Origin of the sequence: Streptomyces sp. ATexAB-D23, from assembly GCF_000373645.1 — a bacterium.
Taxonomy (GTDB): domain Bacteria; phylum Actinomycetota; class Actinomycetes; order Streptomycetales; family Streptomycetaceae; genus Streptomyces; species Streptomyces castrisilvae.
The window spans coordinates 86709-107254 of sequence record NZ_KB892068.1; the positions used below are offsets into that span (position 1 = coordinate 86709).

Below are 20546 nucleotides of genomic sequence, written 5' to 3' on the forward strand. Positions count from 1 at the left end.
TCGTTGGCGGCGGCGCCGGGGCGGCGAGGCGGCCTCCACAACGGCGAAGGCGCCTGTTCCCGACCCTCGACGCGCACCGGGGAGTCCCGAGCGCATCATCGTGGGCGACGGCGCGGTGGGGGCAGGCAGAGACGCGAGCCACAACGCGGTCGGCACCAACAGCGAGGTGAACGACAACCGGACAGTGCACATCCACTTGGCCGCCCGTGAGGTGACCTGGCCGATCGAGGTCGGCATCGTTCCCGGCCTCGCCTCGGCGTTCCAGCCGCGTACGGCGCTACGGGACGAGATCGACGCCGCTCCGGTCCAGGGCGCTGCGGCTACCCCGACGCAGATCCTGTCCGGTGGCGGCGGGGTGGGCAAGTCCCAACTCGCCGCCTCATACGCCGCCGAGGCCGTCCACGCGGGCACGGACCTCGTGGTGTGGGCAGGCGCGACCGAGGTCCAGCAGGTCATCGCGGTGTACGCCCAGACAGCCACTCGCGTCTCCGTGCCGGATGCGACCGGCGAGGACACCGAACGGGACGCGCGGGCATTTCTGTCGTGGCTGGCCACCACTGACCGCCGGTGGCTCGTGGTCCTGGACGACATCACCGACCCGGCGGGCCTGCGGGGTTGGTGGCCGTCCAGCCGGACCGGTACCGGGCGGGTTCTGGCCACCACCCGTATCCACGACGCACGCCTCACGGGCAACGGGCGACGACGCGTACGGGTCGGCGTCTACACACCGGACGAGGCAACCGCGTACCTCCGTACCCGCCTGACCGAGGACGACGCCGAGCACCTTCTCGACGACGCCGTCGGCGACCTTGCCGCAGTGCTCGGACGTCTGCCGCTGGCGCTCGGACACGCTGCCGCCTACATGCTCAACCAGGACCTTTCCTGCGCGCGGTATCTGAACCTGTTCAGCGACCGCACCCGGCCCCTCGGGCAGTTGCTCCCCGAAGAAGCCGACGCCGAGGGTTACGGACGAGAGATCGCCACCACCCTGCTGCTCTCACTCGACGCCGCCCAGCGCACCGAGCCAGTCGGCCTCGCTCGCCCTGCTCTCCGCCTCGCCGCCTTCCTGGACCCCGCCGGGCATCCCCGCGCCCTGTGGACGACCCCGGCCGTCCTGACATACCTCACCGAACACCGGGACCCGGCCCCGGACGACGCACCCCGTCCCGAGGACGTCACCGCCGAACAGGCCGAAGCGGCCCTCCGCGTCCTGCACCGGTACGCGCTGATCAGCAGCGGCCATAGCCAGGACCCACGTGCCCTGCGCATCCACGCACTCACCGCCCGCGCCACCCGCGAGCCGCTCGGGGACGCAGCCCTGCCCGCCCTCGCCCAGGCTGCTGCCGATGGCCTACTGAACATCTGGCCCGACCCCGATCACGACCATCCCGAACTGGCAGCGTCCCTGCGCGCCAACACCGACCAGCTCCACCAACTCACTGGCGGCCACCTCTGGCACCCGAAGGGCCACGAGGTCCTCCACATCGCCGGATCAAGCTGGATCAACACCGGCTTCGCCGCACCGGCGGTGGCGTACTGGAAACACCTCGTCACCACCAGCCGCGATTTTCTCGGTCCGACGCACACCAGCACTCTCCGCGCTTGTGCCGGGCTCAGCAATCTGTACGGGGGCACGGGGCAGCAAGCGGAGGCCATCCCTCTGACGGAACGTGTCGTGGCCGACTGCGAACGACTCCTCGGTCCCACACATCACAGCACGCTCGCGTTCCGCGCCGACCTCGTCACCTTCTACGCAGACGCCGGACGGAACGCGGAAGCCCTCATCCTGGCGAAAGAGATCCTGACCGACCGCAGGAAAGCCCTCGGCCCTGAACACCCTGACACCCTCTCCGCCCGCGCCGCTCTGGCCTTCGCCTACAGAAAGGTGGGACACATCGAGGAGTCGGTCACACAGACGGAGAACCTCCTGAACGACCAGACGCGAATTCTCGGGCCCGAACATCCCGACACCCTTCGCACCCGCGCCAACCTCGCCGCCTCATACGGGGACGCGGGGCGCACCGAGGACGCCATCACCCAAGCGGAACGCGTCCTGAACGACCGGGAACGCTACATCGGCCCCACCCACCGCGACACCTTGACAAGCTGCGCCACCCTCGCCTCCGCCTACAGCCAGGTGGGACGCGTCACGGAGGCCATCCCCCTCGCGGAACGCTTCCTGACCGGCCAGGAACAGCTCCATGGCCCCACCCACCTCGATACCCTCCGCGCCCGCACCAGCCTCGCCCTCTACTACGCCCAGGCGGAGCGCAGCACGGACGCCATCGCGCTGGAGGAAAGCGTCCTCGCCGACTGCGAACGGTTCCTCGGCCCCACCCACCTCTATACCCTCCGCACCCGCTCCAACCTCGCGGCCTCATACGGGGACGCGGGGCGCATCACGGAGGCCATCGCCCTGACGAAAAGCGTCCTGGCCGACCGGGAGCGAATCCTCGGCCCCGAACACCCCGAGACCGCCTACACCCGCCGCCTCCTTTGGAACCTCTCGGCCAGACAGCTCGGTCAGTAGCTGCCCGGTCGGCAGTCGGGGACCACTGGGCCGGTGCCGGCCTGCCTCTCGGCCCCGCCCCGGTCAGCGCCCCCGCACCCCTGTCAGCTTCCCCCACACGACGAGCCGGTAGCGGGAGGTGAACTCGGGGGTGCACGTCGTCAGCGTCAGATAGGACCCGGCCCGGTGATACCCGGGGTACGGCGCGATGTTGCTGCGCGGCACGGCGGCCACGACCCCGCTGTCGCCCGGGGTGGTCCGGGCGAGGGTCTTGTCGACGGTGTACGTGTAGACGGCGTCCCGGGTCTCGACGGTGATCCGGTCACCGGCGCGCAGCCGGTTGATGTAGCGGAACGGTTCGCCGTGGGTGTTGCGGTGGCCGGCGAGCGCGAAGTTCCCCGGGGCGCCGGGCTGGGCGGTGTCCGGGTAGTGCCCGGCGTACCCCTTGTCGAGGACGCCGCTCCTGCTGATGCCCTGGGCGACGGGGGCGGTGAGGGAGATGCGGGGGATGCGGATGACGGCGTACGCCTGATCGGTCACGGGCTTCGCCGCTGCCGGGCGCTGTCCGGTGGAGGGGCCGCCGCCCGGAGGGGAGGGCGCGGCGATGACGGGCGGGGCGGCGGCCTCCGGCCCGTCAGCGGACCCGGGCTGTCCGGGCGGCTGCGCCGAGGGGGCTTCCCACTCCTGTTCCAGCCGGTCGACGGTGCGGCCGGCGTCGGCGCGGGCCTGGCGGTTGGTCCACCAGAGCTGATGGGCGACGAGCAGCAGCAGGACGACGCCGAGCGTCACCACCAGCTCCGCCCCGGTCCACAGCCCGCGCGCGACGAGACGCCCGCGGCGCGGGTCGCGCTGCACCACCACCGGTATCCGCTTGACCACGGCGCGCACGATAGGCCCGCTCCCCGCAACACTCCAGAGGCGGGACGAGAGTCACTCCGGCGGGCCCTGGACACGCCCCCGCCCCGCACCCGCACAGCAGTACGGTGTCATTCATGCGTCCCGACACTCCCGCCGATCACCTCAAAGAAGCCGAGCGCCTGCTCCGCACCGCGGCGCAGTACCCCGAGGACCACGAACCGCTGCTCCTCCAAGCAGCCGCCCACCTGGAACTCGCCGGCGACCGCGCCCGCGCCACGACGCTCTACGACGAGCTGCTCGGCGCTCCCGGCACCGAGCACCCGCACCTGGTGAAGGCGCTCAACGCCGCCAACCTGTGGGAGTACGGCCACGAGGCGGAGGCCCGCGCGCTCATCGACGGCATCCGCACCGCGGCCCCGCAGGAGGCGGCCCCCTGGGAGATCGCGGCCGAGACGCTGGAGGCCCACGACGAACTGGAAGCGGCCCACGACGTCTTCTCCACGGCTCTGCGCCTGCTGATCGCCCCGGGCGAAGAGGTCCCGTACGCCACCCAGTCGCTGCTCACCGGCCGCCACCGGGTGCGCAGGCTGATGGGCGTCCCGCACGACGCCTGGGACGAGTTGGCCGACACGCTGCACACGGCGGCGGTCCCGCTGGACGAACTCCACGACCCGAAGCGCCTGTGGTCGCTGGGCTCCTCCGACCCGGGCGAGCTGCGGGCCGAGATCACCCGCCTGCGCGCCGAACTGGGCACGTACCGCACGGCGTTGTCGCGCCCCTTCCCGGTGGCGGTGCTGCACTGGCCGGCGGACGAACTCCGCGAACTCCTCACCTCGTACCCGAGCCTGGGCAGCGAGTACACCTCCCACCCGGACCACCTGGACCGCCTGGAGGCCGCCCTGCGCGACCTGCACGCCACGGGCACCCCCAACCTCGGCATCGTCACGGGCACGGTCCCGTCCTACGAAGCCTTCGCCGCCTCGGAAGCCGCCTCCCCGGCCGACCCGGACCTGCTCCCCCAGTACGCCACCACCCTGGCCGCCCGGGGACGCGCGGTGCCATGGCCCCCGGCGAAGAGCGCGGACTGCTGGTGCGGGTCGGGGGTCTCGTACCGGGAGTGCCATGGGGGTGCGGCTCGGTAGGTCGGGGGGTGGGGTTGCTGGGGTTGGTGGGGTTGGTGGGGTTGCTGGGGTTGGTGGGTCGGTAGCTTGGCGGCTCGGGGCTGGGCGGCTCGGCAGCAGGGCCGGCCGGTAGCAGGGCTACTCGGTAACGGGGCGGCGGCCGGTATTACGGATGCCGGGCCGCGCCCCGCCTCCGTACCCTGCCGCCATGCCCGAACTCCAGCGCCTGCGCCCCGACCACGCCCCGGCCGTCCTCGCCTTCGAGGAGGCCAACCGCGCCTTCTTCGCAGCGTCGGTCCCGGACCGGGGTGACGACTACTTCGCCCGTTTCCCCGCCCGCCACGCGGCGTTGCTCGCCGAGCAGGTGACGGGCGCCTGCCACTTCCACGTCCTGGTGGCGGACGGGACGGACGAGATCCTGGGCCGTTTCAACCTGGTGGACGTGGCCGACGGCGCCGCCGAACTGGGCTTCCGCCTCGCGGAGAAGGCGACGGGGCGCGGCCTGGCGACGGCAACGGTCCGCCGGCTCTTCACGCTGTGCGGCACGTCGTACGCCCTGACGACGCTCAGGGCGGCGGCCACGCTGACGAACACGGCCTCGCGGTCGGTCCTGACCCGGACGGGGTTCGTCGAGACAGGCGAGGAGGTGGTGCTGGGCGGGAAGCCGGGGGTGGGGTACGTACGGGACCTGAGGCCGGCGACACCGGCACCGGCATCCGCGTAACTCGCCCCACGTATGGCCGACTTGTGCCTGGCCGGGCGCCCGGCCGCCCCCGATCATGGCCTCCTGAACCACGAACGCAGGGGGAAGGCCACCGGATGAGCACCGACGCCCCGGGAACACCGGGCAGAAGGCGGCCGCCACGCCCCTGGGAGCGCGGAAACCCCGGCACCGACGGCCCGCCCCGCCCACCGCACCCGCCCGCCGCCGCCGGCGGCGGACCGGAGGGCGTTCCGATGCCCGCCGCGGTCAGTGGCCTGCGGGTCCCGATGATGGTCATCGGCGGCATCCAGGCCGTCATCGGCCTCGCCCTGGTGACCAACGGCGCCTCCGTCGCCACCTCCGTCTGGGGCGAGGCCGACGGCCTCGGTGTGCTGCCAGTCGTCCCCCGGCGAGGAGCACGCGGGCACGGTGGTCTTCGCCGGCACACTCATCATCACGGTGGCCGCCTGGGGCATCGTGACCGCGCTCAAATTCCCCACGCGCCACCCCGACCTGCGCAATTCAGCCATGGCCTACGGCTGGGTGGCCATCCTCCTCACCATCCCCCTGTGGGCCTTCCTGGCAGTCCCCGTCCTGGTCGCCGTCTGGCTCGTCCTGTCAATCCTGCTCACGGTCCGGCCCACCAGCCGGAATGCCGGACCTGGTTCGACGGACAGCGGCGCGAGCGCCGCTCACTGTCCTTTCCCCTTGATACAAATACGTACGTAGGTATCGCAAAGAGGGGGCGGCCATGGCCAGCAGTGCTTCAGAGGCGGCAGCACCGGTCGCCGGACTTTACGAGACGCTGATCACCCGGCGACTCGAAGAGCGAATGAAGCAGCTCGACGCCGCGGGGTGGCGCGCGATCGACAATGTCGTGGGAGTCGAGTCCACGCCCCATGTTCTCTCCCGCCACATCGCGAATACCGTGCGCCAGGTGCTCCAGGGTCTCAAGCCCGCGGAGCAAGTCGTGGCCGCGAATCACATCCTCAGAGCGATCAACACCATCGAAGGCGCTGCCGAATGGGTTGATGTGATCATCGACGGGCCACGACAACTGCTGGCCGTGGCCGAGCAGGAAGCCCCGGGCGTCTACGCCATACGTCCCGCCACTCCACTCTCCGACACTGCCCTCATCACCAACGCGCCCGAAGACCCGAGCCTCGGCTTTGAACTCCGAGCGGAACTTGCCACGGCGGACCGCGTGGATCTGCTCTGTGCCTTCGTGAAGTGGCATGGCCTACGCGTACTTGAGCAAGCGCTCACAGCCGCCCACGATCGCGGCGTCCCGATCAGGGTGCTCACGACGACGTACATCGGCGCGACAGAACGCCGTGCGCTCGACCGCCTGGTGCGCGAGTTCGGCGCCGAGGTGAGGGTGAACTACGAGCTCCGCTCGACCCGCCTACACGCCAAGGCCTGGCTCTTCCGTCGGGAGAGCGGCTTTGACACGGCGTACGTCGGCAGTTCCAACCTCTCGAAGGCAGCACTCCTCGACGGCCTCGAATGGAACGTCCGACTGTCCTCGGTCGCCACCCCGTCAGTCCTGCGCAAGTTCGAAGCGACCTTCGACGCTTACTGGAGCGAACGCTCCTTCGAACCGTACGACCCCGACAGCGATGCGCAACGGTTGGACGAGGCCCTCTCGTACGCTGGTGCCCCCGCCGGCCGTCAAGGCAGTAACGCCATCACACTATCGGGGCTGGAGGTCCGCCCCTACCCTCACCAGCGCGACATGCTAGAACGCCTCGAAGTAGAGCGCACTGTTCACAAGCGAAGGCGCAACCTCCTCGTCGCGGCTACCGGCACAGGCAAGACGGTGATGGCTGCCCTGGACTACAAACACCTCCGGCACAAGCACGGTAGGGACCTCCGTCTGCTCTTCGTGGCCCATCGTAAGGAGATCCTGGAGCAGTCGTTGCGCGTCTACCAGAACGTGCTGGTAGACGCGAACTTCGGTGAGCTCTCCCACAGCGGCGAGGTACCCGATGACTGGACCCATGTCTTCGCGAGTGTCCAGTCACTCAACGCACGCGCACTGGACCGCCTTTCCCCAGACCATTTCGACGTCATCGTGATCGATGAGTTCCACCACGGCACCTCACCGACATACCGGCGGATCGTGGATCACTTCACCCCCGTGGAGCTTCTCGGCCTCACCGCTACCCCCGAGCGGATGGACGGGCTGAACGTTCAAGATGAGTTCTTCGACGGGCACATTGCTGCTGAGATGCGCCTCTGGGAAGCCCTTGAGAACGAGCTCCTAAGCCCCTTCCACTACTTCGGTGTCACAGACAACACCGACCTGAGTGCCGTCACATGGAAGCGGGGAGCTTACGACACGGGCGCTCTCAGCAACCTGTTCACGGGTAACGACGCCCGAGCCAGGCTCGTCGTCAAGGCCGTGAAGGACAAGGTCACCAATCCCGGCACCATGCGCGCACTGGGATTCTGCGTCTCTGTGGCACACGCCCACTTCATGGCTGACGTCTTCCGTCGCGCAGGCCTCAATGCCGTCGCGCTCTCGGGCGAGACTCCGAAGGACGCGCGCAAGAACGCACTTGAAGAGCTCCGAGCCGGGGCACTCCAGGCGATCTTCTCCGTCGACCTCTTCAACGAAGGGCTCGACATCCCGGATGTCGACACACTGCTCTTGCTGCGCCCGACCTCAAGTGCCACTGTCTTCCTTCAGCAACTGGGGCGTGGTCTGCGCCGTACTGAGAACAAGGCCGTTCTCACCGTCCTCGACTTCATCGGCCAACACCGCAAGGAGTTCCGCTTCGAGGAGCAGTTCCGCGCCCTCACCAACCTGACGCGCAACCGTCTCCTCACCAACATCGAGGACGACTTCCCCCAACTGCCCTCTGGCTGCCAGATCATCCTTGAAACCAAGGCCAAGGCTCTGATCCTCGACAACATCCGCAACCAGATCGGCGTCAATGTCACCCAACTCGCTCGCGAGGTCGCGGCCTACGCTGAACCTCGGCTCGCGGACTACCTCAAGGAGAGCGGGCGAGAGCTCAGGGAGCTCTACCGAGGCAACGGGAACTCCTGGACGGGCCTTCTCCGCCGCGCCAAGCTCCTCGATCCGACCGCTCCCGACGGTGAGGCCTCGCTCCTGAAGCGCGTATCGGCGTTCCTCCATGTCGATGATCCTGCACGCGTCGCGGCGTACACCAGGCTCCTCACCGACGACGCCCCCGCGTACGACCAACTTACGGCCCAGGAACAGGCGTACGCCCGCATGTTCTTCTTCTCTCTTTGGCCCTTGGGCGGCGATTTCGCGAGCTACCAAGAGGGCTTCGACACCCTGCGCACGCAATACGCCTTCCGCGACGAGGTCCGCCAGGTCCTGGCTCACATCCTCAACCTGGCTGACCACCTGCCGCTCCCGCTACTCGGCCCACATGGCGATCTACCCCTGTCCGTTCACGCCTCGTACAGCCGTGAGGAGATCCTCCCTGCCCTGGGCCAGTCCACCGTGAACGGCTTCATGCCAGGACACTTCCGTGAAGGCGTGAAGTGGTGCGAGAAAATTCAGACGGATGCCCTTCTCATCACCCTGGAAAAAGACGAGAAGGACTTCTCGCCCGAAACTCGATACAAGGACTACGCACTGAACGAGTCCGATTTCCACTGGGAGTCCCAGAACCAAACATCAGAGACGTCCCCAACAGGCCTCCGCTATCAGACTCACCGAGAGATGGGGACTCACGTACTCCTCTTCGTTCGGCGGTACAAGAAGACCGACATTGGCGGCCCCCACCCCTGGATGCTTCTGGGGCCCGCCGACTACGTCGAACACAAGGGCAGCAAGCCTATGGCCATCACTTGGAGGCTTCGCCATGAGATGCCGGCAGACGTCCTTACGTATTCAGCAATCGCCAGCGGATGACTCAGCCCAGCACTTTCGTCAGCTCTGGATATCCTGCACGACGTTAGCAATCTCCCCCACGAGTGTACTGCCAGCCTCAATCGACTCTCGCACAACTGGAGCACCCCTATTAAATGCAGCACACACGGAAACCAAAGACATGAACGCACGTTTCCATACGCCTGCCCTTTCCGGATCTCCTTCCCCGACCATCGCACTCGCCTGGGCGAGTGAACCAATCGCGCGACTCGCCTCGCCCGATATTCTCGCTTCGCCGAAAATTTCGACATTCTCAACTAGCCATATCACGTGCCTCAATTGCGAAATCAACTGACTTTTTATGACGTTATCAATATTCCCATTGTCCATCTCGAGGATCTCTATCCACTCCTGACATTGGCGCGACATTTCACTCAAGTCGGTCCCTGCCGGAGCCCCCTCAGAGCCCGCGAGATTGCTTAGTATTATGTCAGCAGCCGATTCAAGATGATCAAGAAGATCTAGATCGGCGATTTGAATTGCAGCACGCCCATTGTCAGCCCAATTCGCCTTAGGCTGGATGACGACGTTCCACCAAGCCGGCACATACCTCATAAATCTATCGCGAGATCGGTCCGGCAAGGCATGCAGTTGCTGAATCGTAAGCGAAAGTAGATTTACTACTTCCGCATGCCTTTTACAGAATTCTGCTGAACTCATTTCAGCATCGAGGACCGACACCCAGCCTTGAACGTATTGCCCTTTTCCAGATTCGCGAACCCGGGTCAATATAGCATGCAGGTGATGTGCGGCAGTGCTCTGAACCATAGAATCCACCATTATCCGTCCGCGTCAGGGAGAGTCTTGAGGGCTACAGCCCAAGCCAGTCGAGAATCTATCACCTTCCCTCTATCACCGAAACGTTTCTCCACAAAATGGGATGTCTGGACACGAAACCAGGCAGCCGCGCTGGCCGCCCATCCGCGGGAAAGCCGTTCTGTCGACGCAGCTTCCCAGTGCAGCTATCGTCAGGCGGGCCCACACGGACCCACAAGGAGCATCCATGGCAATCATCAAGCAGGCAGCTCGGCAGACTTTGGGACAACTCATAGGTGCAAATAACCCTGCGGTAACCGTTCCGGATGACAGTCAGAGACAGTACGCGTGGACCAAAAAGGAGGTAGATACCTACTGGTCAGACATCAAAAAATTCAAAGCAGCCCGCGACAGCGGAAAGGACTCCGCCTCCGAGTACTTCATCGGCCCAATAGTAACGATCACGGATAAGAAGGTAAGCACGAGATCGCTTCTCGACGGGCAGCAACGCTTGACGACCTCCACAATCCTCATTGCGGCGATTCGTGACGCGCTGTGGAATATGGGCTCTACAGAAGGGGCCTCAACTGCGAACAATCTGCATCGCGACTATATCGCCCGAAAGGCCGGCCGTCGCGAACCTATGGAGTATTTCCTCGTTCTTTCCCTTTTTGATCGCGACTTTTTTCGCGACTACATCCAGGATTGGAATGAATCAACAGGAAGGAGCCCAGGGATAGAGCGGGCCACACGCCCGTCACACACCTTGATTAGCGACGCCTACTCTAATTTCTCCAACAAGATCTCGGCAGAGCTCTCCTCATGCGTCGACGACGAGGAAAAGCTCGACTGGCTCGATAGCCTTCGAGAATGTCTGATAAACGGCCTGGTGTTCGTCGAGATTCAGACTCCGACCTCCAGTGACGCCAACGAGGTGTTTGAGACAATCAACTCGCGCGGGAAAGATCTTTCCACTGTTGACCTCGTGCGCAATTTCCTGATGGAGAAGAGTAAGAGCGACATAGATAAGCAGCGAGTGAATGATGCCTGGCGGACCATCCTTGATGGTTTCGAGAGGCGTGAAGAGATCGAGAGATTCCTGCGCCATTTTTGGGTATCTCGACACGGGGACGTAAAATCCCACAGCCTCTACTCAACCATTAGGCAGAATCTGAGCCTACACTTCAATAAGATCCCTCAACTATACGGAGTCGGAGCTTTTTCCGCCGAGCTCGAATCCGCATCTAGTCGTTATATAGACCTCATTAATTGCAACAGCGGCGACGCCGTCTTTGATGCCTCGCTATCCGAGATCAGAAACCTCAGCGCAGATGCCCTCTACCCGCTTTTGCTCGCGGCATCGGAAAGGGCGACCTATACGCAACTGCAAGATCTTGTAGATGCGGCAATAAGCTACTACGTCCGTTGGACGGTCGTCGGTCGGCGTGAATCCACCCTTCTCGAAGAGAACATTTTTGGCGTAGCTAAGGAGTTGTTCGGCGGCGCACAAACGGATTCGGCAACTCGCCAAATTTGCGAATGGATCCCGGACGATGAAACATTCCGCGCTGACTTCATGGAAGCCTCCACCCCAAAATCTTCACAATCACGATACCTACTGGGGAAGATTGAAGCGCATCTGCGAAATATGGCCGACGTGGATGAGGTTGTTGTTTCCAACTCACCCATAGTTCACGTGGAGCACATATATCCTCAAAAGCCTGGCCCGGAGTGGCGCCTTGATGAACATGACACTTGGGTGAACCGCATCGGCAACTTGACCCTGCTAAACGGTAGGAAGAATCGACCAATATCGAGTCTCCCCTACTCGCAGAAGTCCTCCATCTACGATGAATCCGTTCTCCTTGTAACCTCAAGGACGGGCACGTCTCGTATATGGAACTCAGAAATGGAGTGGTGGCGAGTCGAAGGGATCGTCGAGAGGCAAAGAGACCTGGCTGAGCTCGCACTGTCTATTTGGCCCAGTGGGAAGCATTGGGGTTAGGGCCGCGCCCATCGGCCGAAAATTCGCCGGGCCGATCGTGCCTCGACGCCCCAGGTCGCCCAGTTGTGCGTCCCTTGTCGTCGGTGCCCCTCGCCGCGAACCGGACATGGTGCCGTCCAGGTTCAAGACCACTCCGCCGCCTTCTCCTGGTCGACGTGGACGGCGTACAACCTGTTGCCGACAGTGCGTGCGCCCGCAGGGGTTCCGCCCGTACCCGGCCAAGCAGAACATCTTGGGCTGGGATCGATGGGCCGAGATCGCCGTGCGCTGCTCCACGGCCCCGATCCGCCCGACGGTCCGATCGATGCAGCGGGAGCGCCGCTGCATTCGGTGGCCGGAAGTCGCTATCCGGCCTCGTGCCGGGTGTGATCTCGGTTACCTTCGGGGGGACTGAATGGAGAGCCGTGATGATTCGGGGCTGGGAAGCCGATCCTTCTTCGCCGCTGGTGCGCCGTTTGGGTAAATCTCCCGCCGAGCTCGGGACCACGGGTGGTGAGCAGGGATGCCCGGACATCTGGGAGCTGGAGAACGGGGACATCGCCGTCGTGGGCCGCGACCTCACCGATTCCTACCTGCGCAGCCTTCCCCCGGGGCTCGTTGTCGCCCCGGACGAACGGATCGTCGTCATCCCCCGCAGGACGGCTGCCGCAGCGAAGGGAGACCTTCCCGATGCCTAGCCTGCGGGCCGAAGGCCCAGGTGAGCGCCTCGCACTTGATGACTACTCCGCGGACTTCAGCCGGTACTTCTGGCGTTCCGGCTCCGATGGGTTCTGGAAGCTCGAACGTCAGCAGAGCTTCCAGGAGCCCGGGGTGGAGAGCTGGGAGGCCTTTCGGAAGGGGCATTGGGACGAGTCCCTGGCGCTGATCGAGGGACAGCGGGGCCACTATGAGAAGTACTTCCAGCGAATCGCCGACAGCGGATTCGCCCTCCACCGCGTCCGCTGTGTGGAGGAGCCCATCTCTCCGTATCTTCAGTGGGAACTCCACCTTCTGCATCTGAAGGCCCAGTGCGGGGAGGACACGAGGGTCCTCCCCGGGGGCGACATCCCGCAGTACGAAACACAGCGCCCGCTGCCGGAGATCGTCGTCCTCGGCTCCTTGGTGATGTACGAAGTGCTCTACGACGATGCCGGAAGACTCGCCGGCGGCATCCGCTTCGACGATCCGCATGACATCTCCCGGTGCCGTCAGGCGATCCAGAAGATGCATCAGTCCGGCGAGCCGTTGGACAGCTTCTTCGGCCGCCAGGTCGCCCGGATGCCCCCACCGTCCGTGACTGAGGAGTAGCTCCAACCGGTCCAGTCCGGAACTCGGCAGCGAGTCCCGGACTGGGCACGACAACAACTTCTGGCCAGCACCGGTCGCACCACGAGGCACAAGGGCTGCGTATGCGCGTCATCCTGATTTCGTACTCCGCTCAAGGCTTCGCCCTCCTGCACAGCGTGTGCGAGCGGGCCGGGCACACTCCCGTCGCATACCTGCACGCGCGATCGCTGCGGCCGGGCGAACCCACGCGACACGGTGCGGGCGATGTCGTGGGCGAGATCGTCGATGCGTTGCCGAACGGGATGGACCTGCTGATTCCGGGCCGCAAGAGTGCGTTGCCGCACATCGTCGCGGGGTACCAGGCCGATCTCATCGTCTGCTACGGATTCCCCTGGAAGCTGCCGCCGGCAGTCCTTCGAGCGACGAACCTGGGGGCCATCAACGTACATACGTCGATGCTCCCGAAATACCGGGGGCCCATCCCGGTCAATTGGGCGATCAGGAACGGCGACAAGGAAATCGGCGTCAGCATCCACTGGATGGAAAGCGAATTCGACTCCGGCGGGGTCCTGGCCCAGGAGGCAGGGATCACGCTGGGCGACGATGTCGTCCCCCAGCCGCTGTGGGAAGAGGTCGACCGCTGCATCGAGCGTCTTCTTCCCCGCGCGCTCTCGCTGGCCGTAGCCGGTTCGCCCGGTTCACCGCAGGAGGAAGGGTCCGCGACCTACGCGGGCTGGATGGAACCCGAGTTCTCGCAGATCGACTGGAGCACCGCCAGGGAAGTGATCCACAACCAGGTGCGCGCCATCAGGTTCGGGAGCTCAGGGAAATCCGGCCCCGTTGCCACCGTGGCCGGCCGTCGTCTGCGGGTTCTGCGCACGTCGTTGCAGCCGGGGGACGGAATCAAGGTGATGTGTGGGAATGGGCCCGTGTGGATCACAGAGTCCGTTCCGGTGACCGACTCCCAATCCTGAACGTCCACCGAGCCGCAGTGCGTCAGGCCGGGTCTGCCCGCGTTGCCTCCGCCAGGGAGCTCCGGTACCGCCTGAGCTTGTCCCGGATACCCGCCGTCCACGGGTGTTCCGGACCGAGTACCCGCTCGCGCCATTCCCTGACGACTTCCGCGTGTTCGATGGCTTCCTGGTCCTCACCAACCGTGTGCAGGGCATTGCTGAGCAGGCTTCGTGCCGCCAGCGTGATGGGGTAGGCGGTTCCGAACCGGTGTTCGTGCGCCGCCAACGCACGACGGGCTAACAGCAGCGCTTCGGTGTGCCTTCCGGCGCCGAGCAGCGCTCCCGCGCAGTTGAGCTCGGCCGACAGGGTGATCGGGTGGTCAGAGCCCAACTCGCGGCGGCAGTCGGCGACCAGATCCGGTCCTGCCGGTGCCTCACGGTCCAGCTCCGGTCCAGGAGGCAGTTCGAGCAAACATGCTCTTGCCTCCAGCGTCAGCGGGTGCCATGGGCCCAGCTGCGCGGCTCGCCCGGCCACCGCCCGGTGCATCAACCCCAAGGCTTCCGCCAGTCGGTTGAGCCAGACCAACGGGCGAGACAGATGGAGGCAGGTGGTCAGGGTGTCCAACGCCTCCGGGCCACAGACCCGTTCGAAGTCATCGAGCAGTTCGCGGTGTAGATGCGCTGCCTCATCGAGACGCCCCAGACGATCGGTCGCCTTCCCGATCCGCTGCCTCAGGCGCAGCACCAAGAGGTGATCGTCCCCCAGTCGTCGTCGCGCGAGCACCGTCGCCTGTTCGGCCATGGCCAGCGCGGACGCATAATCGCCGGAACGATGCTGAGCCGTCGCCAGACGCAGAGCGCAGGTAGTGGCGGACTCGGCGGTGCCGATCGTGGTCTCGGGCCAGGTGGTGACACGGCGAAGCAGGCCCAGGACATGCGGGGCCAGAGCGTTGAGCAGGCTGTCGCGCAAACCGCGTTCCGGTGACGCGGGCAGGGCGTGAAGAAGCAGTCCGGCAGCGGCGGCGGCGAGTGGGTCGCGTTCACCGGCCGGAGTGACGCGCGCGACGCTGTCGAGCAGCACTCCGTGCGTACGCAAGCAGCGGATGTCGCTGGCAACGAGTTCGGTGAGCGAGTGGTCAATCAGCCCCCGAAGCGCGAGTTCCACCCGGTGGGCAGGCAGGGGCAGGGGCGGTCCGAGCCGGACGTTGGCCAGCAGCGACAGGGGCAGCGGGTCATTCGACCAGCAGGCCAGAAGACGCAGCAGAGTGACAGCCTCGGGCAGATTCTGCCCGGCCAGGGAGTTCAGCGAAAGCTGCCACGTTCCGCTCACCAGGTGGCGTGAGTCGCCGCCCACGTCGACGGCTCCCTGGTCAATCAGTTCGATGGGGTCCGGACGCTCCTGCAAGCGACGCCCGTACTCTTCCATCGTCCAGGGGTCGATCACTTGGTGGGCCAGGAATCCTCCGGCGAGAGTCAGGGCGAGTGGCAAGCGGCCGAGGCTGTCGGCGATGGCGGCCGCGTCCTCGGCGGAACCCGTTCCCGGGGCGAGATCGCGCAGGACCTGAGCCGCCTCCTCGCGAGGCAGGACATCCACGTGCAGCAGCTCGGCGGCGGGCCACCAGTGGCCGGCGGCCTGCCTCGTGGTCACAAGGACCGTTCCACGCGGACTGGTACGCAGCCATCCGCCGTCCCGCAGCACCGCAGGATCATCAGCGTTGTCCAGTACCAGCAGCCACGGGACGTCGGACCGGTCGAGGCGGTCCCAGACCAGGTCCGCGGCGGCGCGTAAACCGTTGCGCGCGGCCATCAGCTCACCATCGCCGGCCCCGCGGTCGGCGGCCACAGCGAGCATCCCGGCCCGCAGGGACGCCTGATCGGAGGCGTTGACCCACAGGCCCACGCGCCCGCGTTCCCGGGTGGCGTGTCCGAAGAGCGTGCACGCCACAGCGGTCTTGCCGCATCCTCCCAGGCCGTGCAGAACAAACACGGTGCTTCCGGCGCCCTCGGTCACCGCCGCCTTGAGACGTTCGATGAGTTCGCCACGGTCCCTCAGGATCGCCGGCGCCCGGCCGATGGGCGGGTGCCTCACCGAGTCCGGTCCTGCCCATGCGGCGCCGTGATGGTGGTGTTCGGTGATGTGCTGGTCGCCAGAAGCCTGGTAGACCCGCCCCTGATCAGTGGCCCGGCCGTCGTTGCGGCCAGTCATCGCTGGTCGACGTTCAGATCACGGCCGGCCTGGTAGACGCGTGAGCTGCCGGAAGCGGTCGCGCGTTGGGTGACGGCCGGAGTGGCGGCTGTACCGGGGTCGATTTCGGTCAGCAGGGAGCGTAGTTCCGTCACCAGCTCGGGGTGGGCGACGAGGAGACGGCGGATGCGGCCCTGCCACTCCGCCGCGATCTCCCGCCCGGTCTCCTCGTCACCGTTGCTCTGCGCGCCCAGGAGGTCCTGGCGTGAGGTGTCGAGCTGGGCGGCGACTTGCGCTTCATGGTCGGGCCGGACACGCCGCCACAGCGTGATCACGCCGCTTCGCACACCGTTCCAGGTGTCGGTTGCCAGCAGCGTCGCGATCGCCGTCCCTGCCGTGCCCGCCAAAAGGGTGATCTCCGCGTCCATCCCCTGCCCTCCCTCGATCCTGCCCGAAATGCAACTCTAGGCAGCCAACTCGGTTCCCGTACACCGCACTTCAGGGCACTGGATCGCCTCCGCGGGCGGCTCAAGCGTGGTGCGGCCTCATCCGAGCGGCAGACGCCGTACCACGGGGGCGAGAACCACCGGTTCGTGGGCTCCGAAGCGGGCTGTGCCGAAGCGGGCCTTCGGCCGAGGGCCCGCTGGGTCAGCCCGGTCAGCCGGTCAGCCGGTCAGCCGGTCAGCCGGTGACTTCGATGGTCCAGGTCGCCCGGGGGTTGTCCGTCCTGCTGTAGACGCGCTTGGGGAGCAGGGAGTAGTCCTCCACTCGGCTCCGCCCGAGGACGTTGCCGTCCTGCTCGATGGTGTAGTAGCCGCTCTCAAGCTTGGTGACCGGCGCCCCCTCGCCGCCGTCCTCGCCCAACTCCCGTATCTGCCAGAGGGACTTGTCCGTGGCGTCGGGCCGGACGACGGCCTGGGTGCGTGCTTCCTCGTTCGGCGCGGTGATCACGTTGTTAGTGCCCCGCACGGCGAACCGGACGTGGTCGCCATCGGGGACCACCACCCACTCCGCCGCCTTCTCCTCGTCGATGAGGAGGGCGAACAACCGGTCGCCCTTCAATACGCCCACAGGGGCTCCGCCCGTGCTCAGCCGGACGACCTGGCCGGCCTCGGGCGCCACGACGCCTTCACCGTGGGCGGCTCCGGATGTGGTCAGAACGGTCGCCGCAAGGGCAAGGCCGGTAAGAATGCGCCTCATTCTGTTCATGCCGGGTAAACGCGCTTAACGATCTTCGGTCACGCGGCGGGCGACTTCGGCTGCGGGCAGTGCGACCATGCACGGGCCGCTTCATCGAGTGCATGCGCGTAGGGGGGCGTGGGACCGGTCGATTCATGCCGGCGAGCGGTATCGAGCCGAAACCTCCCTGTCCAACGAGTCGGCGACAGGCGACCATGGGAAGAACAAGCGAGGGGCCGCAGCAGCGCGGCCCCTGCGGGAAAGCGGGGGAATCATGATGGTCATCGTTTCGGTCGCGGCCGTGCTCGTGGTCGCCGTCGCCGTATGCCTCGTCGCCCTCCGGCGTCGGGGTGGGGCCGGTGAGCGCGGGGCTGCGGCGCGTGGGGCGGCGGAGCAGGGGCTCGCCCAGGGGTTGGCGCACGGGCACGCCCGGAGTCAGGGCGTGGGACCGTACGGGGGCTGAGCTGCCCCGCCCCGACCACAGTCGCGGGGCCCGTCCCGACCGGCGGTCGGGACGGGCCCCGCAGACCTATCCAGGCTGTCCCGAGGCCCTGCTCAAGCCCCCTCGCCCGCCCTCCACGGCGTCGCGCCTTCCCGCGACTTGGGGAACAGGATGAGGCCGAGGAGCAGCATCACCGACCCGAAGATGAAGGCATACACACCGCCGCGGTATCTACTGAAGTCGGTGCCCTCCGTAGCAAGGCCAAAGAGCAGCAACGAGCCGTTGAGAACGGTGGCCAGGGCATGCAGGTAGCGAGGCCAGCGCGGTACGGGAGCGGTGCGGGTGCGCTGCGAGAGGAACAACGCCGAGGTGCAGGTGCCGATCCCGAGTGAAGCGGTGGCGGGGATCGGCCAGGCGCCGTCGAACATGTCGTTCAGCAAGATGCTCGACCCTTCGGCCGGGGGGAGAAGCATGGTGAGTGCCAGTGCCAGGATGCCGGCCCAGAAGGGGATGGTGACGCGGCCACCGGACGCGGATGGCGAGGGGGGCACGACTGGTGCGGCCGAGCGGGGAGGTAGAGCCGGGCGGGCCGGGGCGGTGGGCCTCGCGCTGGGTGTTGAGACGGGCGCGGGCTGCGGCCGTTCGATTGCGGGTGGCGGAATCTCCCGGGCGGACATCAGCGGGAGGGTGGTGGAGAGCGCGCCGGTGACAGGCGTGGGTAGCCACGTGGCGGTCCGGGGCGCGGTCGGCTCGGCCGAGCGGCTTTCTCTCCGTACCGGAGCGAGTTCCCCGATGAGCGACGACACCGACGGGCGCTGTCCGGGATCCTTCGCGAGGCAGCGTTCGATGATTTCCAGGCCCGGCCCCGGCAGTCGGGAGAGGTCCGGTTCCTCGTACGTGATACGAAAGTTGAGCGCCTGGGCCGAGCCCGTCCCGAAGGCGCCGGTACCGGTGGCCGCGTACGCCAGTACGGCGCCCAGCGCGAACACGTCGGAAGCCGGTGTGACGGGCCTGCCGACCAACTGCTCGGGGGCCATGAATCCCGGGGTGCCCACGATCATTCCCGTACGGGTGAGCGCGGTGGCCTCGGCGGCCACGGAGATCCCGAAGTCGACCACACGGGGCCCGTCCGACGCGATCAGGATGTTCGATGGCTTGAGGTCCCGGTGCACCAGACCGGCCGCGTGGACTGCTTCCAGCGCTTCGGCAAGGCCCGCGCCCAGGGTGCGTACCGACTCCACCGGCCACGGCCCGTGCGCGGCGACCGCCTCGTTCAGGGGCAGCCCGGGAACGTACGCGGTGGCGAGCCACGGCGTCGCGCCTTCGGGGTCGGCGTCGACCACGGCTGCTGTGAAGAAGCCGGCGACCCTGCGGGCCGCTTCCACTTCACGGGCGAACCGGCGGCGGAAGCCGGGGTCCTGGGCGAGTTCGGGCCGTACGACCTTCACGGCGACCAGGCGCCCGCTGGGCGAGTGCCCGAGGTAGACCTGGCCCATGCCACCACCGCCCAGCCGCCCGGTGATCCGGTACCGCCCCACCTGACGCGGATCGGTCGGCTGTAACTCGTCCACCCGTTCGCCCCCCTCACCACGCCGGCGCGCTCCGTCTCGGCGTGATTGCACACCAGCACGGCCCTCACACGCAGCCGCGCGTACCGCCTTGTGTACGTACCCCGTCCGTCAGCGCCCCGCCGTCGCGACGAGCCGTCCCAACGCCGCCCGTGCCGGCGGCCCCCACGTGGGCTTCCCGTTGGGCAGTCCCCGCTCGCCGTCGTCCGCGATGAGGAGGGCGCTCAGCGCCCGCAGGACGGCCCAGCCCCGGGCCCGGCGGAGAGTTGCCACGTCCGGGGTCGGGCGGTAGGCGGCATGGAAACGGTCCATGGCCGTGGTGGACGGGAGCAAGTTCCAGGCGGCGGCCAGGTCGTTGGCCGGGTCGCCCGCGAAGAGGTCACCGAAGTCGATGACGCCGCAGAACGTGCCGTTGGCGGTGAGCACGTTGGCGGGATGCAGGTCGCCGTGGACCCACAGCGCCGGCCCCGTCCAGTCCGGAGCGGCAACCGCGTCCGCCCACACCGCGCGGATGCCGTCCGGGTCGGAGACGAGGCCACGTTCGGTGACGGCGCCCAGGCTCTGCGCGAAGTGTTCCGCGTACGGCGCCAGCGGCCCGCCCCGCCCCCGGCCGGCGGGCGCCCCGGCAGGGGCGGGCTGGTGCAGGGCCGTCAGGAACGCGGCCAGGGCGTCGGCCGCCTCCTCGCCGCGCGTGGCCGGGACGCGGTCGGCCGGTTCGCCCGGCACCCAGGTGGTGACGAGCCAAGGTCGCGGGAAGCGCTCGGTGGGCACGCCCAGGCGCTGCGGGACGGGGACCGGGAGGGGGAGGTTCGGCGCGAGCGAGGGCACCCAGGTGTGTTCCTTGTGCAGCAGCTCGTCTGCGGACTCCGTCGCCCACGGCAACCGTACGGCGAGGTCGTCTCCCAGCCGCCACAACTGGTTGTCCCAGCCCCGGGCACCGAGCCTCAGGGGCCGGTCGGCCAGGTCGGGGTGCTGGTCGCGCAGGAGGTCGCGGATCATGTCGGCGGTGATGTCGGTGGGGGTGGTGGCGTGGGTGTCGGCGTGGGCGTGGGTGGGCGTTTGCGCGTGCGGGTTTTTCATGTGGGCCA

16 protein-coding genes are annotated in these 20546 nt (G+C 67.0%); 9 read left to right on the plus strand and 7 right to left on the minus strand.

Translation table 11 applies throughout. From position 1 onward, the window contains the following. Positions 1-115: 115 nt before the first annotated feature. The gene (locus B082_RS37140; RefSeq protein ID WP_158688919.1) at positions 116-2530 is read left to right on the plus strand and encodes a tetratricopeptide repeat-containing protein; all 2415 of its coding nucleotides are present in this window, start codon (positions 116-118) and stop codon (positions 2528-2530) included. A 63-nt stretch (positions 2531-2593) separates the two neighbouring features. Here B082_RS37140 and B082_RS0131720 read toward each other — a convergent pair whose 3' ends face one another. Beyond that, the gene (locus tag B082_RS0131720; RefSeq protein ID WP_018555813.1) at positions 2594-3397 is read right to left on the minus strand and encodes a class E sortase; all 804 of its coding nucleotides are present in this window, start codon (positions 3395-3397) and stop codon (positions 2594-2596) included. Between the two features lie 104 nt (positions 3398-3501). Between B082_RS0131720 and B082_RS0131725 the strand changes: the two genes are divergently transcribed. From B082_RS0131725 to B082_RS0131740, 4 genes are all read left to right on the plus strand, one after another. Beyond that, the gene (locus B082_RS0131725) at positions 3502-4509 is read left to right on the plus strand and encodes an SEC-C domain-containing protein (protein ID WP_018555814.1); all 1008 of its coding nucleotides are present in this window, start codon (positions 3502-3504) and stop codon (positions 4507-4509) included. A gap of 187 nt (positions 4510-4696) precedes the next feature. Beyond that, positions 4697-5212: a GNAT family N-acetyltransferase gene (locus B082_RS0131730; protein WP_018555815.1), complete on the plus strand. Its 516-nt coding sequence runs from the start codon at positions 4697-4699 to the stop codon at positions 5210-5212. A 366-nt stretch (positions 5213-5578) separates the two neighbouring features. Beyond that, complete coding sequence (locus tag B082_RS0131735) at positions 5579-5920, plus strand: hypothetical protein (RefSeq protein WP_158688920.1); 342 nt, start codon at positions 5579-5581, stop codon at positions 5918-5920. Positions 5921-5942: 22 nt separating this feature from the next. After that, positions 5943-9086 (plus strand): DUF3427 domain-containing protein, encoded by a 3144-nt coding sequence (locus B082_RS0131740; RefSeq protein WP_026250403.1) that lies wholly within the window; start codon positions 5943-5945, stop codon positions 9084-9086. An 18-nt stretch (positions 9087-9104) separates the two neighbouring features. On the opposite strand, the gene B082_RS39345 is transcribed toward B082_RS0131740, so the two are convergent. After that, positions 9105-9872: a hypothetical protein gene (locus B082_RS39345; protein WP_158688921.1), complete on the minus strand. Its 768-nt coding sequence runs from the start codon at positions 9870-9872 to the stop codon at positions 9105-9107. Positions 9873-10107: 235 nt separating this feature from the next. On the opposite strand from B082_RS39345, the gene B082_RS38480 reads away from it, so the two are divergent. The 4 genes from B082_RS38480 (at position 10108) to B082_RS0131760 (ending at position 14105) form a co-directional block, all read left to right on the plus strand. Continuing rightward, on the plus strand, positions 10108-11865 hold the full coding sequence (locus tag B082_RS38480; protein ID WP_158688922.1) for a DUF262 domain-containing protein: 1758 nt from the start codon (positions 10108-10110) through the stop codon (positions 11863-11865). A 407-nt stretch (positions 11866-12272) separates the two neighbouring features. Then, complete coding sequence (locus tag B082_RS0131750) at positions 12273-12542, plus strand: hypothetical protein (protein WP_018555819.1); 270 nt, start codon at positions 12273-12275, stop codon at positions 12540-12542. Next, the gene (locus tag B082_RS0131755) at positions 12535-13152 is read left to right on the plus strand and encodes a DUF6879 family protein (RefSeq protein WP_018555820.1); all 618 of its coding nucleotides are present in this window, start codon (positions 12535-12537) and stop codon (positions 13150-13152) included. Before B082_RS0131750 ends, B082_RS0131755 begins: the two co-directional genes overlap by 8 nt. Positions 13153-13253: 101 nt before the next feature. Then, positions 13254-14105, plus strand: a complete 852-nt coding sequence (locus B082_RS0131760) for a methionyl-tRNA formyltransferase (RefSeq protein WP_018555821.1) — start codon at positions 13254-13256, stop codon at positions 14103-14105. Between the two features lie 22 nt (positions 14106-14127). Here B082_RS0131760 and B082_RS0131765 read toward each other — a convergent pair whose 3' ends face one another. The 5 genes from B082_RS0131765 to B082_RS0131790 form a co-directional block, all read right to left on the minus strand. Then, positions 14128-16290, minus strand: coding sequence for a tetratricopeptide repeat protein (locus B082_RS0131765; protein ID WP_026250404.1), 2163 nt, complete (start codon positions 16288-16290; stop codon positions 14128-14130). Further along, positions 16287-16697: a hypothetical protein gene (locus B082_RS0131770; RefSeq protein ID WP_018555823.1), complete on the minus strand. Its 411-nt coding sequence runs from the start codon at positions 16695-16697 to the stop codon at positions 16287-16289. The genes B082_RS0131765 and B082_RS0131770 overlap by 4 nt, the downstream gene beginning before the upstream one ends. A 253-nt stretch (positions 16698-16950) precedes the next feature. Continuing rightward, positions 16951-17469 (minus strand): hypothetical protein, encoded by a 519-nt coding sequence (locus B082_RS0131775; RefSeq protein ID WP_018555824.1) that lies wholly within the window; start codon positions 17467-17469, stop codon positions 16951-16953. A gap of 534 nt (positions 17470-18003) precedes the next feature. Further along, positions 18004-19461: a serine/threonine-protein kinase gene (locus B082_RS37150; protein WP_051094733.1), complete on the minus strand. Its 1458-nt coding sequence runs from the start codon at positions 19459-19461 to the stop codon at positions 18004-18006. Positions 19462-19569: 108 nt separating this feature from the next. Next, positions 19570-20538 (minus strand): phosphotransferase, encoded by a 969-nt coding sequence (locus B082_RS0131790; protein WP_018555826.1) that lies wholly within the window; start codon positions 20536-20538, stop codon positions 19570-19572. Positions 20539-20546 lie beyond the last annotated feature (8 nt).